We start from the raw sequence: 13,623 nt of genomic DNA, 5'->3' as shown, positions 1-13,623 counted from the left end.
GGCGCGTACAACGACCCTTCTCCGCGAGGCGGGTTGAGCCTGTGTACCGACGCCTTACACTGCCGATCATCATCGCGCTACTCGCCTACGGCTTCTGGATCAGTTCGACGTTCAAGGACATTGCCGCAGGGGTGGCGATCTTTCTGTTCGGGATGCTGTGCATGGAAGAGGGATTCCGCGCATTCACCGGCGGTACACTCGAGAATCTGTTGCGTGTCAGCACCGACAAGACCTGGAAGAGTCTGACGTTTGGCGTCGTCACGACCACCTTGATGCAGTCGTCGTCGCTGGTGTCGGTGATAACGATCAGCTTCCTGAGCGCGGGGCTGCTCGGTCTCGCCAGCGGGATCGGCATCATCTTCGGCGCAAACCTCGGCACCACCACAGGGGCGTGGATCGTCGCCGGATTCGGCCTCAAGGTGAATCTCTCCGCCTACGCCTTGCCGCTGTTGGTGTTCGGTATATTGTTGATCTTCCAGAAACCCCGGCCACTGAAGGGAATCGGGTGGATCCTCTCCGGGCTTGGCTTCCTGTTTCTCGGCATCCACTACATGAAAGAGGGATTTGCGGGTTTTGCCGACCAACTGGATCTCACCGAATACGCGGTCGCCGGGGTGGCCGGCCTGCTGCTGTACAGTCTGTTCGGCACCCTGGCGACGGTCGTGATGCAATCCAGCCACGCTACGCTGGTGTTGATCATCACCGCCTTGGGTGCCGGCCAGATCACCTATGAGAATGCGCTCGCGTTGGCGATCGGGGCCAATGTGGGTACCACCATAACGGCCGTGCTCGGCGCCCTGGGCGCGCCGGTCGATGGCAGGCGTCTCGCCGGCGCACACCTGGTCTTCAATGTTGGCACCGGGTTGATCGCATTGGTGTTCATCAAGGTGTTCGTCGCCGCTGTCGAGGTCGTCAGCGATGCGGTCGGCATACCGGCCAACGATTACACGCTCAAGCTCGCAGTGTTTCACACGCTGTTCAATGGCTTCGGGCTGGCGGTGTTCACGCCGTTCATACCCCACATGGTTGGCATGTTGAACCGGGTGATGAAGGGTGAACGCCGTGAACGAGACCTGCCTCGCTACCTGAGCGACGCCTCGCTGGAGTTTCCGGACGTCGCACTGACCGCCCTGCGGCGCGAGACCCGCCACCTGTTCAACAATGCATTCTCGATCATTGCGCACGGCGTCAATCTGCGCCGTTCCATGATCAGCTCGGATGCCGACCTCCACGAGCTGATCGAACCACGTGGTGATCTGATCGACGTCGATATCGACCAGCAGTACGAGCTGATGGTGAAGGACATCTACAGTGCCAACATCGCGTTCTATACTCGCGCGTCGGCTCGGATGCCGGCCGCGAAGGCGACCAAGCTGCAGGGCCTGTGGCAGGCAAACCTCGATATCGTCGCGGCCATCAAGGCGGTGAAGCACCTGCGCAAGAACCTGGTGCGTTACACAAGGTCGCCGAATCCGCACATCCGGCGCGAATACAACCGTTTCCGTGTGAGGATCGGTGAGCTGTTGCGCGACCTCGAGGTGTTGCGCCAGGAAGACCATGACGATGTCTCCCTGTTGTCACTCGACGCGATCAAAGTGGAGATCGCGGACAGCCATCGCTACAGCCACAAGGCCGTCGATACGCTGATTCGTGACGGGGCGATCTCGGCGCAGATGGCGACCTCGCTGATGAATGACAGCCTGTATGTCAATGAAATCATGGAGCGATTGTTGGACATGGCACAAGGTCTGCTGGCATCTTCGCCGAACATCGACGAAGAACTGCCGGATATTTCTCTCAATCCTGAAGAAGTCGAACAGGTGGCGGAACAGATGCGCCACAGGAACCAATCGGTCAAAACCGGAGAATGACCCAGATGAAAACAACCAAGCTGGTGGCCAGGGTTCGCAAACTCCTGAGTCGCCCACCGCAGGACACCAAGCTGAAGAAGCTGCGCAAGACCGTCAAGGCGCTGAAGAAGAAACAGGAAGAACTGGAAGACAAGCTCAAGCGTACGCGCGGCAAGGATGCGCGGCAGCGGTTGCGGCAGAAGATCGACGTGCTGCGCGCGCAGCGTCAGAAGGGGGCCGAGGTCTACCGTCGGCTCAAGGCAGAACGCGATGCGGCCGAAGAGGCGCCGCCACCCGCGGACACGGCCGAACAGCCGCCCGAACCGTCGACCGCCGACAGCCCTGCCGACAATGCGGGTTAGTCGGTGACATTCAGCAGCCCGCGCCGTTTCAGCACGGGCTCGACCATCGGTGCCTGTACGAACAGGCTGAAGATCACGGCACCGAATGCGATCGACTGGATGGTCCACCAGTAGGGAAGTTCGACCGGCAGTGACAGGCCCAGCGCGAGTACCACCGCGCCACGCAGGCTGCCGAGGAACAGTACCTCACGGTAGGCCCGTGGCACGGGTTCGACCATAGGCAGGCGATTGATCAGTGGCAGCACAGCCAGCATACCGGCCGCACGCGCGATCAGTAGCGCGGCGATTCCGATCACAATCGCCAGCCAGCGTTCGGTGAACATCTCCAGGCCCACGGTCACGCCCATCAACAGAAACATCAGTGCCTCGGCGACGTAGGCATTGAATCCCCAGAACGTGTCGACGAAGCCGCCGGGTCGGTCCTGGAAATCGTTGTGAATGACCCGCCCCATGATCAGACCGGTGGTCAACACGGCCATGACACCCGATACCTGCAGGTATTCGTTGGCAACCAGAAAGGCGGTATAGGCGGCGATCAGCGAAATCAATGCCTGTTGTACTGCGTCTTCGAACAGCCGTGACAACAGCAGCGAAGACAAACCGACCAGCAGGCCCACGAGGATACCGCCGAAGAACACCGCGACGAATGCCAACAGCGCATCGTCGATGCCGATCTGCTCTTCCGGGTGCAGCGCGATGTACAGAACGATGCTGAATGCGACGATGGCCGTGGCATCGTTGAACAGGTCCTCGCCCTCCATCAGGATGCGCAGCCGGCGTGGCACGCCGAGCGCACGAAAGCGCACCGTGACCGGAGAGGCATCGGTCGCGGCGAGCACCGCGCCGGTCAGCAGTGCCGCGACCCAGGGGAAGCCCGTCGCATCGCCGATCCCCAGGTAGATCAATGCAGCGCTCAGCGTAATGGAGAACAACAGCAGTGGAATCGACATCAGCAGGATCGCAAAAAGATTGCGCCGCAACAGCGCCGCGTCGATCTTGAAAGCGGCTTCGAACACCAATAGCGGCAGGAAAACGTAGAACACCAGATCGTGGAATGAGTCGTGGCGCACGCCGGTGTCGGTGCCCAACTGCAACAACACCTCGCTGCCGAGAAAGCCGGTCGCGACCAGCACCGCGGCGAACGGCAGGCGACGGCGCTCGGCGATTGGGCGCAGCAGCAATGCCGTTACCAGCATTCCGGCCAACAGCATGATCGTGGAGCTGATCGGCATCTAGGCGTCGCTGCGCGCTGTGGGAACCGGGTGCAATTCGTCCAGGCCGATCGACAGCCCGTTGTCCTGAACGACCCGCGCGTGTTGCCTGTGTAGCTCGCTCGGCGACCGCACACCGCAGGCGTGCGCGATGATGCCGACCTCGTTGACCATGTTGCGTACGTACGCGGCCACGCGGTCGGCTTTCTCGGGCGGATAGAGACCGCGCTGCAATCGCGCGTCGTGGGTGGTGATCCCGGTCGGGCAGGTGTTCTTGTTGCACTGCAGTGCCTGGATACAGCCCAGCGCAAACATGAAACCGCGCGCACTGGTGACGAAATCGGCGCCGACACACAGCGCCCAGGCGACATCTTCCGGGTTGATCAGCTTGCCAGAGGCAATCACCTTGACCCGCTCGCGCAGGCCATACTCGATCAGTTTGTCGACCAGGATCGGTAGCGCCTCGCGCAGCGGCATGCCCACTGCGTCGATCAGCGGCATCGGTGCGGCACCGGTACCGCCCTCGGCGCCGTCGATGGTGATGAAGTCGGGCGCGCACGCGCTGCCGCGCCGGCAGATCTCGCCGAACAGGTCGTCGAGCATGCCCGGTGCGCCGATTACGGTTTTGCACCCGGTCGGCTTGCCGGTGGTGGCGCGTACCCGTTCGATCATATCGAGCAGGGCGGCGTTGTCGCGAATGTCCGGGTGCCGGTTCGGACTGATCGCGCTCTCGCCGACACGCACGCCGCGGATCTGCGCGATCTCTTCGGTGACCTTGGCACCTGGCAGGATGCCGCCCTTGCCCGGTTTGGCACCCTGGCTGAGTTTGATCTCGAACATCTTGACCTGCGGCCGCGCCGCGACTTCGCGCAGGCGCTCATCGTTGAGATTGCCAGCGAGGTCGCGAACGCCGTTCTTCGCAGTGCCGATCTGGAACACGATGTCGCAACCACCCTCGAGGTGATACGGCGACAGACCGCCCTCACCGGTGTTCAACCAGCAACCGGCCTTGTTGGCACCGTGTGACAGCGCCAGTACCGCCGGTTTCGAGATCGCGCCGTAGCTCATACCCGAGATGTTGAACAGCGACGCCGTGGTGTAGGGGTGACGGCAGTCGGGCCCGATGGTCACCGGGCGGGGTGGCACGGCGTCTTCGCCCAGGGTCGGAAACGCGCAGTTGACGAACAGGATGGTGCCGGGGCGCCGCAGATCACGCGTCGAACCGAAGGCAACCGTGTTGTTGAGGTCCTTTGCCGCGCGGTACACCCAGGAGCGTTGCGCGCGGTTGAATGGCAGCTCTTCGCGGTCCATCGCGAAGAAATATTGCCTGAAGAACTCGCCCAGGTGCTCGAAGAAATAGCGAAAACGTCCGATCACCGGGTAGTTGCGGCGGATCGCGTGGCGCGTCTGGGTGACATCCAGGATGTATGCGACCACTGCCCAGAGCGCGAGCGCTCCGAGCACCAGGATGAAGAGCGCGGCAAGCAGTTCCAGGCTGGTCATCAGGAAGCCGCCGAGGCGTTCGGAGATGTGTTGCATGGGGTGTTCCGCCCTTGTCGCCTGCTTGTCAGGACCGGCCTCGGAAGGATTTCCGTTCAGCGAATCACATCCGCAGCTACACGCCTGCCCCAGCCCAAGCATAGTCGGCGCCATCGACCGCCACGCGCCACGGCTGCCTGCCCGCTCAGTGTGCCGCCGGCCGGGCCAGGCGGCTGCGTCCCATGAACAGCCGATACAGCAGCGGGATCACGACCAGCGTGAGCAGTGTGGAGAACGCCAGGCCCCATACGATCGCGGTCGCCACCGGGCCCCAGATCAGTGATTTGCCGCCGAGACCGGTGGCCAGGGAGAACAGCCCGGCGATCGTCGTCAACGAGGTGATCAGGATCGGGATCACCCGCCGACGCGCGGCATAGATGGTCGCATGCAGCACGCTCATACCGGCGGCTAGCCGTTGGTTGCCGGCCGATATCAGGACGATTGCGGCATTGACCGCGATCCCGGCCAGCGCGACCACCCCGTACAGCGTGTAGAGACTCAGTGGATTACCCGATACGAGCAGTCCGAAGGTCACCCCGGTGAATGCCATGAGCACGGTCGACAGGATCATCAGCGGCTGCCAGTAGCTGCGGAACTGGGTACCGAGAATCGCGTACATCACACCGACACCGAAGACGAACAGGATCGCGATCGAGTCGAGACTCTCGTTGATATCGTCGAGCTCGCCCGAATAATCGAGGTCGATGTTGGGAAAACGCGCGTGCTGTTCCGCCCAACGTTCGGTCACCAGGGCATTGGCGGTTACCGTGTCGATGACCTCGGCATCGATGTCCGCCTCAACCGTGATAGCGCGGCGGAAGTTGTAGTGACGGATGTTGCCGAGTCCCTGAATGCGTTCGGCCGAAACCAGATCGGCGAGCGCGATGCTGCCACCGCCGGACAGCGGCAGGCGGAACTGCAGGACGTCGGCGATGTCGCGGTAACGCGATTCGTCGCCCTGCACGCGCACCTCGACCTTCTCGCCGGCGTTGCGCATCTCGCTGACCACCTGGCCGTCGACCAGCAGCAGTATCGAACGGCCGACCTCGGCCGGGTTCAGGCCGGCGCGGCGCACAGCATCGTTGTCGAATGCCAGGACCAGTTCGGAGCGACCCTTGTCGGCGTCGTCCTCGATGTCTTTCACACCGTCGATCCCACGCATGATGGACTTCAATTGATCCGCGGCCACGCGGATGTCGTCGTACGCGTCACCCCGTACCTTGATGCTGATCGGTTTCGCAGTCGGGGGGCCGCCGCTCAGCCGCAGGAACCATACGCGGATCGGGCCGGGTACGCCGACCACGGCGTCGCGCAGGTCCTCGGTCATCTGCTCGACGGTGCGCAGTCCCGGCGTATAGGGCTCGAGCCCGACCAGGATCTGGCCGAGGTGATCGCCGATGCGCTGCTCGGTCTCAGTAAACATACTGCCGGCATAGGCGACCATCGCCCGGACCTCGCCATCACGTATGCCGGCTCGCACCTTGCGCTCGACCTCCTGCAACGTGTCCAGGGTCTCCTGTAGCGGGGTCTCCGGCGGCATCTCCACATTCACGTAGAACAGACGGATCGTGTCCGCGGCGAAGAAGTCCATGCGCACCTTGCCGGTGGCCAGGGCGGCAATCGCGCCGAAGAACAGCGTTGAGACAACCACCAGGGTCAGCCAACGGTGTCGCAGCGCCTTGACCAGCAGACCGACATAGCGCAGCTGCAGCCAGTGCGTGAAACGCTCACGGTAGCGCTGCAGGCGCGAGGGACGCTCGAAGTTGACCCCGAACGCGACGACGTGTGCCGGCAGCATCCAGAACGCCTCCAGCAACGACAGGCTGAGCGCGATCACGACCACGGTCGGCACGACGCGCATGAAGTCGCCGAGGATCCCTGGCAGCAGGATCAGTGGTGCGAACGCGGCGATCGTCGTCAGTACTGCAGCGGTGACCGGGGCTGCCACCTCGCGCAATGCGTCGATCGAGGCCTGCATCGGTTCGGCGCGGTGGCGCAGGCGGTAATAGACACCCTCGACCACGACGACCGCGTCGTCGACCAGCATGCCGAGCACTATCACCACGCCGAGCAGCACCATGACATTGAGCGTCTCGCCGGTTCCTGACAATACCCAGAAGGTGCCGGCGAGGATGAACGGGATACCGATCGAGGTGAGCAACGCGATGCGCGACCCGAGGAACAGCCAGGTCACGACCAGCACCAGCAGCAGGCCGATCAGCGCGTTGTTCTGCATCAGGCGCACGGCGTTGCGGGTCGGGGTCGTCTGGTCGTCGATCAGCACCAGTTCGACCCCGCTGGCATCGCGCAGCGCGTTGCGCCCGTCGAGGTAGCGCTTGAGGCGCTCGACCAGTTCGAGGGTGTTGACGTTCGGCTGTTTGGACACTGCGAGCAGCACCGCCGGGTGGCCGGCGTAGGTGGTCAGGGTGGTGGCCTCGGCGCGTGCACGCTCGACCCGGGCCACGTCGCCGAGACGGATCTCGCTGTCGCTGCCGATCACGGTGCGTGCCGCCAGCGCCTGCGGATCGGCGTCGGAACCAACCAGTCGCACCAGCCAACTCTGGGTGCCGAGTCGTGCATCGCCCGCGGCGATGTCCTGGAAGAAGGCCGCCACGGTGTCGGCGACCTGGCCGGGCGTGAGGCGCAGGTTCTCGAGTTGCTCGGGCTCGAAGCGGACCTGCAGTTCGGGATCCGGGAGGCCGATGGCATCGACCCGATCGACGCCGTCGATGCGTTCCAGTGCCTTGCGCACGTTGTAAGCCTGGCGCCGCAGATTTTCGTCCATTCCCTGGCCCACCACGGCGATGGTGGCCGACGGAAAGCCGTTCGCGCTGGTGATCTCGAGGATCTCCGAGTCTTCGGCGGCCTCGGGGAGTTCGTCCTCCTTGTTCTGGATCTCCCGGCGCAGGTCGGCGATACGCTTGTCGAAGGTACGCGCGTCGATGTCCTCGAAACGCACCAGGATGCTGGACAGCGACTCGCGGCTGTTCGACGACATGAACTTGACGTCCTGGATCTTGCGCAGCGCGTCTTCCAGCGGGTCCGTGACCTTTTTTTCCACGTCGACCGCGGAGGCGCCGGGCAGCACCGTGGTGATCACGATCCAGTTGAAGTTGATCGTCGGGTCCTGTTGCCGGGGCATCGCGAGATACGACAGGCCACCGACCACCATCACCAGCAGGAAGGTGAGGTTGGCGAGGACATGGTTCTGCAGCAGCGCGCGGTAGAAACCCACTAGGGGCCCTCCGCGGCCGCGATCCGACGTACCGGGTCCCCGTCAGCCAGACGTTGCCGACCGTCGGTGACCACCAGGCTGTCGGTCGGCAGCCGCACGGTCGCCGGTCGGCCGTTCTCGGCGCCCGCAACGGGCACGAACCGTGCGGTATCGGCTTCGAGCAGGAACACGCCCAGTTCGCCCTGGCGGCGTACCAGGTAGTCGGGCGGCAGTTCGCGCTCCCTGCCTTCCCAGACCACGCGACCGGCGCTGCCTGCCAGTGCCGGTTCGGCGGCGAAGCGCAGGCGCGCCTCGCGCGTGCGGGCGACCGGATCGGCGGCCGGCAACACGGTGCGCAGCTGCAAGGGATAGGTTGTCCCGTTGCTGTCGAAGTTCAGTGCGCCGGCATCCAGCAGACTCGTCACCTGGTCGTGGCGCAGCGTGACGCTGACCTCCTGGCCGTCGGTCTGGAGCAGTGTGAACAGTACGTTTCCGGGTGTCGCCAGACTGCCAATGCTGGCCGCACGCGCCGTGACCACGGCTGCGAACGGTGCCCGTATCACACAGTCCTCGACGTCAATCGCGGCGCGGGCGACGGCCGCGTCCTGCACCGCGCTGTCGGCATCGGCGGCCGCGAGGTCGGTGCGTCGTTGATCGAGCAGTTCCTCGCTGATGCTCTGTTTCTTGGTCAGGTTGCGCGCGCGGCGCAGCTGCTCGTCGGCGAACTGCCGCTGCGCCCGTGCACGCGCCAGCTCGGCACGCGCCTGGGCGAGCGCGGACTCGTAACGACGGCAGTCGAGGCGCGCCAGGACTTCGCCTGCACCAACCCGGTCTCCGACCTCGGCCGGCAGCTCGACCACCCGCGCCTGGATCTCGGCCGCGATCTGCGGTTGATTGCGTGCAACCACGGTGGCCGGGGCGCTGAACTGCGGGATTGTGAGCAGCTCGGACAACGGTACCGCACGCACGTTGGCCGGTGGCCCGGCATACAGCTGCTGGGTCGACAGCGCGACCAGGAGTCCGAGCAGGGTGCGCTGAACGGCCGCGCCGCTGCGCAGGAGACGGGATGAATGGCGCATTGCACAAGGATACGCCGAAAGTCTCGTTTGCTGGGTGATCCGGTCGGCCGGCCCGTCGGCGTCGCATAGCGGGCATCCCCGGGACCGTAAAGGTGGTACGGGGACTGCCGATACGCGGGTCGAACGGGAGAGACGCCGACCACCGGCCGGATCTTCGTCGAGTCGTCCAATTCGGGAGCGGGAGCGCCGCGTGAGTCATCCACTCAGTTTCGAATCCACCAGCGAGATTCTGCAGGCGATCCGCATCCCGGCCGCCCCGGCGGTGTTCATGGAACTGCACGAACTGATGCAGCGCGACGAACCGGAGATCGACGAGGTGGCGGCGGTGATATCGCGCGACATGGGGCTGGCCGCGCTGGTCCTGAAGACCGTGAATTCGCCGTTTTTCGGCCTGCGTGCCCCGGCCAAGTCGATCCGTCACGCGACCACGCTGCTCGGGTTATTGAATGTCAGCAATATCGTTGCCGGCCTGGCGCTGCGCCGCGCGATGGAAACCGCTGGCGGCCCGGCCCCGGAGCACTTCTGGGAGTCACCGGTGAACGTCGGCATGGTGGCCGCAAAATTGACCCAGTGGTTCTCCGGCGTGATGCCCGACGAGGCCTACATGCTGGGGCTGTTTCACGACGTCGGGGTGCCGCTGATGATGGAGCGTTTTGCGGACTATGCCGTGCGACTCGGTCCAGGTCAGTGCGCGGGTCCGCCGGTCACGGCCTGCGAGGACGCGGCATTTCGGACCAACCACGCGGTGGTCGGCTACTTGGTATCGCGCAGCTGGGGGTTGCCCGGACACATCGGTGAGCTCATTCTGCGTCATCACGACGTTCCGGCGCTGTTGAACGAGAACGGTGGCGCGCTTTCGCGCAACGGGATGCTGCTGGCGGTGCTGAAGATGGCCGAGCATATCGACCAGCGCTATTGGGGAAAACGCGACGATCCCGAATGGCAGTACCACGGTGAAGCGGTGTTGGCCTATGCCGGCGTGAGTTCGACCGATTTCGAAGACATCGTCAGCGAGATGCTGGATCTGTTGTCGACCGAATAGGGGTTGCTGCGGAACGTCCTTTCAGATGCCGGGTCTAATCCTATTGGACGGTCTACCGGAGGGCGGGGCCATGAAGAAGCTCGGTGTAGCGGTGTTTCTCGTGAGCGTGCTCGCTGGCTGCCAGAGCAGCGTCGGTGTGCGCACGGAAGCTGGCGGCAGCTTTGTGCAGATGCAGGGTGGGACGCTGGTACTGCAGCAGGCCCTGAAAGTCCCCGCCGGCAAGGCGCGCATCTATCTGCAGGATGGCATCGCCGGCAGCGGTTTCAACAGCTACAAACCGCATTGCGCGTTGGAGGTGCGACGCGTCGACCACGATGGCTTCACGATCGAGCCGGATACCTTTGTGATCACCAAGGTACAGAGTTCGGTACAGGAAGTCGTCCAGCGTCAGCCGATTGTCGTGGCCTCGCTGGTCGCGATGGGTGGCATGGACGGTGGAGGTGGCAGCAACTCGTACTACGATGGGTACCATTTCTGGCTGGCGTCGGATGCTCAGCCGGACGTCCGGCGCATGAGTTGCTTCGGTGTCTACGCGGTCCCCGCCGACCTGTATCCGCCGACGATCGACGAGATCCGCTCGGCACTCGGGGAGATCGCCGAGATTCGACGCTGACCGGCTCAGCCGGTATGTTCGTGGTGCGTCTGCAGGTGACGTGCGAACGCCCGCACCAGATCGGCCTTGCTGAGGATCCCGACCAGGTGGCCACCCTTGTCCAGCACGGGTAGCGCACCGAAACCGTGCTGATTGATCAGCGCGCAGGCGGTAAGCAGTTCGTCGTAGGTGTGGACAGCGATCGGTTTGTGGCTCATCAGGTCGCCGACCGACAGATTGTCGTCGAGTTGATAGTCGTGTGACAGATCGGGGGCCTCGTCGACCCAGTCGGGGCGACGCAGGTCGCGATCGCTGATGATGCCGACCAGCTGCGCACCGTCGAGCACCGGCAGGTGTCGAACGCGCGCCTCGCGCATGCGGAAATACGTCTCGCGAATGCCATCTTCGGGTGTGGCGGTCATCACCTTGCGGGTCATGAAGTCACTGACGCGCATTGCGGGTTCCTCCTCGCGGCCCATGAGTGCCGAACACCGTCAGCGCGGTGTCGGTGTGGTACGCGATCTCATCGGCCGGTTGCATGTCTCAGTGCTTGTTGCGTTTTCGGCTGCTGGCGCGGTTTTTCAAGCCTCGCGTGTGTTGGGTGCGGAAACGCGTGGTCCTGTCGGTGCCGGTCGCGGGCGCCCGCGCGCCTTCGGGGCGCTGTCCGGTACCTGCGGGCTGGAAGCGTGGAACCAGGTGGCGCTTGCCGTTGCCGATCAGGTCTTCGCGACCCATCGCCTTCAGTGCGTCGCGCAGCAGTGGCCAGTTCTCCGCGTCGTGATAACGCAGGAATGCCTTGTGCAGGCGACGCTGACGCCGACCCTTTGGTGAATACACCGCCTCCGATCTGCGCGTGATCTTCTTCAGCGGGTTGCGCCCGCTGTGCCACATCGCTGTCGCCATGGCCATCGGCGACGGCAGGAAGGCCTGCACCTGGTCGGCACGAAAACCATTGGCTTTCAGCCATAGCGCGAGGTTGAGCATGTCCTCGTCGGTCGTTCCCGGGTGTGCGGCGATGAAGTAGGGGATCAGGTACTGTTCCTTGCCGGCCTGGCGTGAGTATTTGTCGAACAGCTGCTTGAAACGCTCATAGGTACCGATACCGGGTTTCATCATCTTCGACAGCGGGCCCTGTTCGGTGTGTTCCGGTGCGATCTTCAGATAGCCGCCGACATGGTGGGTGACCAGTTCCTTGACATATTCGGGTGTCTCGACGGCGATGTCGTACCGCAGACCGGAGGCGATCAGCACGCGCTTGATCCCGGGCAGCGCGCGCGCCTTGCGGTACAGGCGCACCAGGGGCATCTGGTCGGTTTTCAGGTTGCTGCAGATCCCCGGAAAGACACAAGAAAGGCGCCGGCAGCTGGCCTCGATCTCGGGGTCCTTGCAGTGCAGCCGCCACATGTTCGCGGTCGGTCCTCCGAGATCCGAGATCACGCCGGTGAAGCCCGGCGTATGGTCACGGATCGCCCCGATCTCGCGCAGGATGCTCTGTTCGGAGCGATTCTGGATGATGCGTCCTTCGTGTTCGGTGATCGAACAGAACGAACAGCCACCGAAACAGCCACGCATGATGTTGACCGAGAACCGGATCATCTCGTACGCGGGGATCCTGGCGTCGCCGTACGCGGGGTGGGGCGTCCGCTGATAGGGCAGCTCGAACACCCGGTCGAGTTCGGGCGTACGCAGCGGGATCGGCGGTGGATTGATCCATACCTCGCGGTCGCCGTGGCGCTGCACCAGCGCGCGCGCGTTGCCGGGGTTCGATTCCAGATGCAGCATCCGGGATGCGTGTGCATACAGCACCGGATCGTCGCGTACCTGTTCGAATGCCGGCAGGCGTACGACGCTGCGGCCTCGGTCGAGGCGGCGCGGGCGGTGGTGCAAGGTGACCACCGGCGGTCCGTCCGCCGATGCTGTGGTCGCCGTTGCCTTGCCGCGCGTGGTATCGAGGTAGGGGTCCGGATGCGGTTCGATGGTGCCGGGTTCGTCCAGCGAGGTGGAATCGATCACCGTCCAGTCGTCGGGGAGTGCGCGACGGATGAAGGCGGTGCCGCGCAGGTCGGTGACGTGGTCGATCGGCGTGCCGTTCGCCAGGCGATGACTGAGTTCGACGATTGCACGCTCGGCGTTGCCGTACAGCAGCATGTCCGCCTTGGCATCGACCAGCACCGAGCGCCGCACCTTTTCCTGCCAATAATCGAAGTGTGCGATACGGCGCAGGCTGGCTTCGATACCGCCGATCACGATCGGGACGTCGCGGAAGGCCTCGCGGCAGCGCTGCGCGTAGACGATCACCGCGCGGTCGGGCCGCCGGCCGCCTTCACCGTGCGGCGTGTAGGCGTCGTCGGAACGCAGGCGGCGTTCGGCGGTGTAGCGATTGACCATCGAGTCCATGTTGCCGGCGGTCACGCCGAAATACAGGTTTGGCCGGCCGAGGCGAGCGAAATCGTCCGCGGTCGTCCAGTCCGGCTGGGCGATGATGCCGACCCGGAAGCCCTGCGCCTCGAGTACCCGGCCGATCACCGCCATGCCGAAACTCGGATGGTCGACGTAGGCGTCGCCAGTCACGATGATCACATCGCAGCTGTCCCAGCCGAGCTGCTCCATCTCGGCGCGCGAGGTCGGCAGGAAAGGTGCAGGGCCGAACTTGTGCGCCCAATGGCGCCGGTAACCGAACAGGTCTGGAGCAGGCTCGATCATGCGGGTGCGGGTAGTGCCGGTGGCGATTGCC

General features: G+C 64.2%; 10 protein-coding genes. 4 read left to right on the top strand and 6 right to left on the bottom strand.

What is annotated here, in order from left to right; all coding sequences use genetic code 11:
• Positions 1 to 41 precede the first annotated feature (41 nt).
• Both H6955_05775 and H6955_05770 read left to right on the top strand, forming a co-directional pair.
• Positions 42 to 1,871 carry a Na/Pi cotransporter family protein gene (locus H6955_05775; GenBank protein ID MCP5313043.1) on the top strand — a complete coding sequence of 610 codons (1,830 nt, stop codon included), beginning with the start codon at positions 42 to 44 and terminating at the stop codon, positions 1,869 to 1,871.
• A 5-nt stretch (positions 1,872 to 1,876) separates the two neighbouring features.
• Positions 1,877 to 2,212, top strand: coding sequence for a hypothetical protein (locus tag H6955_05770; protein MCP5313042.1), 336 nt, complete (start codon positions 1,877 to 1,879; stop codon positions 2,210 to 2,212).
• On the opposite strand, the gene H6955_05765 is transcribed toward H6955_05770, so the two are convergent.
• The 4 genes from H6955_05765 to H6955_05750 all read right to left on the bottom strand — a co-directional run bounded on the left by H6955_05765 (position 2,209) and on the right by H6955_05750 (position 9,255).
• Positions 2,209 to 3,444, bottom strand: a complete 1,236-nt coding sequence (locus H6955_05765) for a sodium:proton antiporter (GenBank protein MCP5313041.1) — start codon at positions 3,442 to 3,444, stop codon at positions 2,209 to 2,211. The two genes, H6955_05770 and H6955_05765, sit on opposite strands and share 4 nt — an antisense overlap.
• Positions 3,445 to 4,926: an FMN-binding glutamate synthase family protein gene (locus tag H6955_05760; GenBank protein MCP5313040.1), complete on the bottom strand. Its 1,482-nt coding sequence runs from the start codon at positions 4,924 to 4,926 to the stop codon at positions 3,445 to 3,447.
• A gap of 181 nt (positions 4,927 to 5,107) precedes the next feature.
• Positions 5,108 to 8,197 (bottom strand): efflux RND transporter permease subunit, encoded by a 3,090-nt coding sequence (locus H6955_05755; GenBank protein ID MCP5313039.1) that lies wholly within the window; start codon positions 8,195 to 8,197, stop codon positions 5,108 to 5,110.
• Positions 8,197 to 9,255 (bottom strand): efflux RND transporter periplasmic adaptor subunit, encoded by a 1,059-nt coding sequence (locus H6955_05750; GenBank protein ID MCP5313038.1) that lies wholly within the window; start codon positions 9,253 to 9,255, stop codon positions 8,197 to 8,199. Before H6955_05750 ends, H6955_05755 begins: the two co-directional genes overlap by 1 nt.
• Positions 9,256 to 9,445: 190 nt before the next feature.
• Here H6955_05750 and H6955_05745 point away from each other — a divergent pair, with 190 nt between their 5' ends.
• Together H6955_05745 and H6955_05740 are read left to right on the top strand one after the other, a co-directional pair.
• Entirely contained in the window at positions 9,446 to 10,297 is an 852-nt protein-coding gene (locus tag H6955_05745) for an HDOD domain-containing protein (protein MCP5313037.1), read from the top strand.
• Positions 10,298 to 10,367: 70 nt separating this feature from the next.
• Complete coding sequence (locus tag H6955_05740) at positions 10,368 to 10,910, top strand: hypothetical protein (GenBank protein ID MCP5313036.1); 543 nt, start codon at positions 10,368 to 10,370, stop codon at positions 10,908 to 10,910.
• Positions 10,911 to 10,915: 5 nt separating this feature from the next.
• Here the strand turns inward: H6955_05740 and H6955_05735 are convergent, their stop codons facing one another.
• Both H6955_05735 and H6955_05730 read right to left on the bottom strand, forming a co-directional pair.
• Positions 10,916 to 11,344, bottom strand: coding sequence for a CBS domain-containing protein (locus H6955_05735; GenBank protein MCP5313035.1), 429 nt, complete (start codon positions 11,342 to 11,344; stop codon positions 10,916 to 10,918).
• 88 nt (positions 11,345 to 11,432) lie between these two features.
• Positions 11,433 to 13,592 carry a YgiQ family radical SAM protein gene (locus H6955_05730; GenBank protein MCP5313034.1) on the bottom strand — a complete coding sequence of 720 codons (2,160 nt, stop codon included), beginning with the start codon at positions 13,590 to 13,592 and terminating at the stop codon, positions 11,433 to 11,435.
• Between the last annotated feature and the right edge of the window lie 31 nt (positions 13,593 to 13,623).

It is taken from the genome of Chromatiaceae bacterium (assembly GCA_024235395.1).
GTDB lineage: Bacteria > Pseudomonadota > Gammaproteobacteria > Chromatiales > Chromatiaceae > Thiosocius.
Note: the sequence above shows the minus strand (reverse complement) of the source record. Positions and strands in the feature narration are given on the sequence as shown.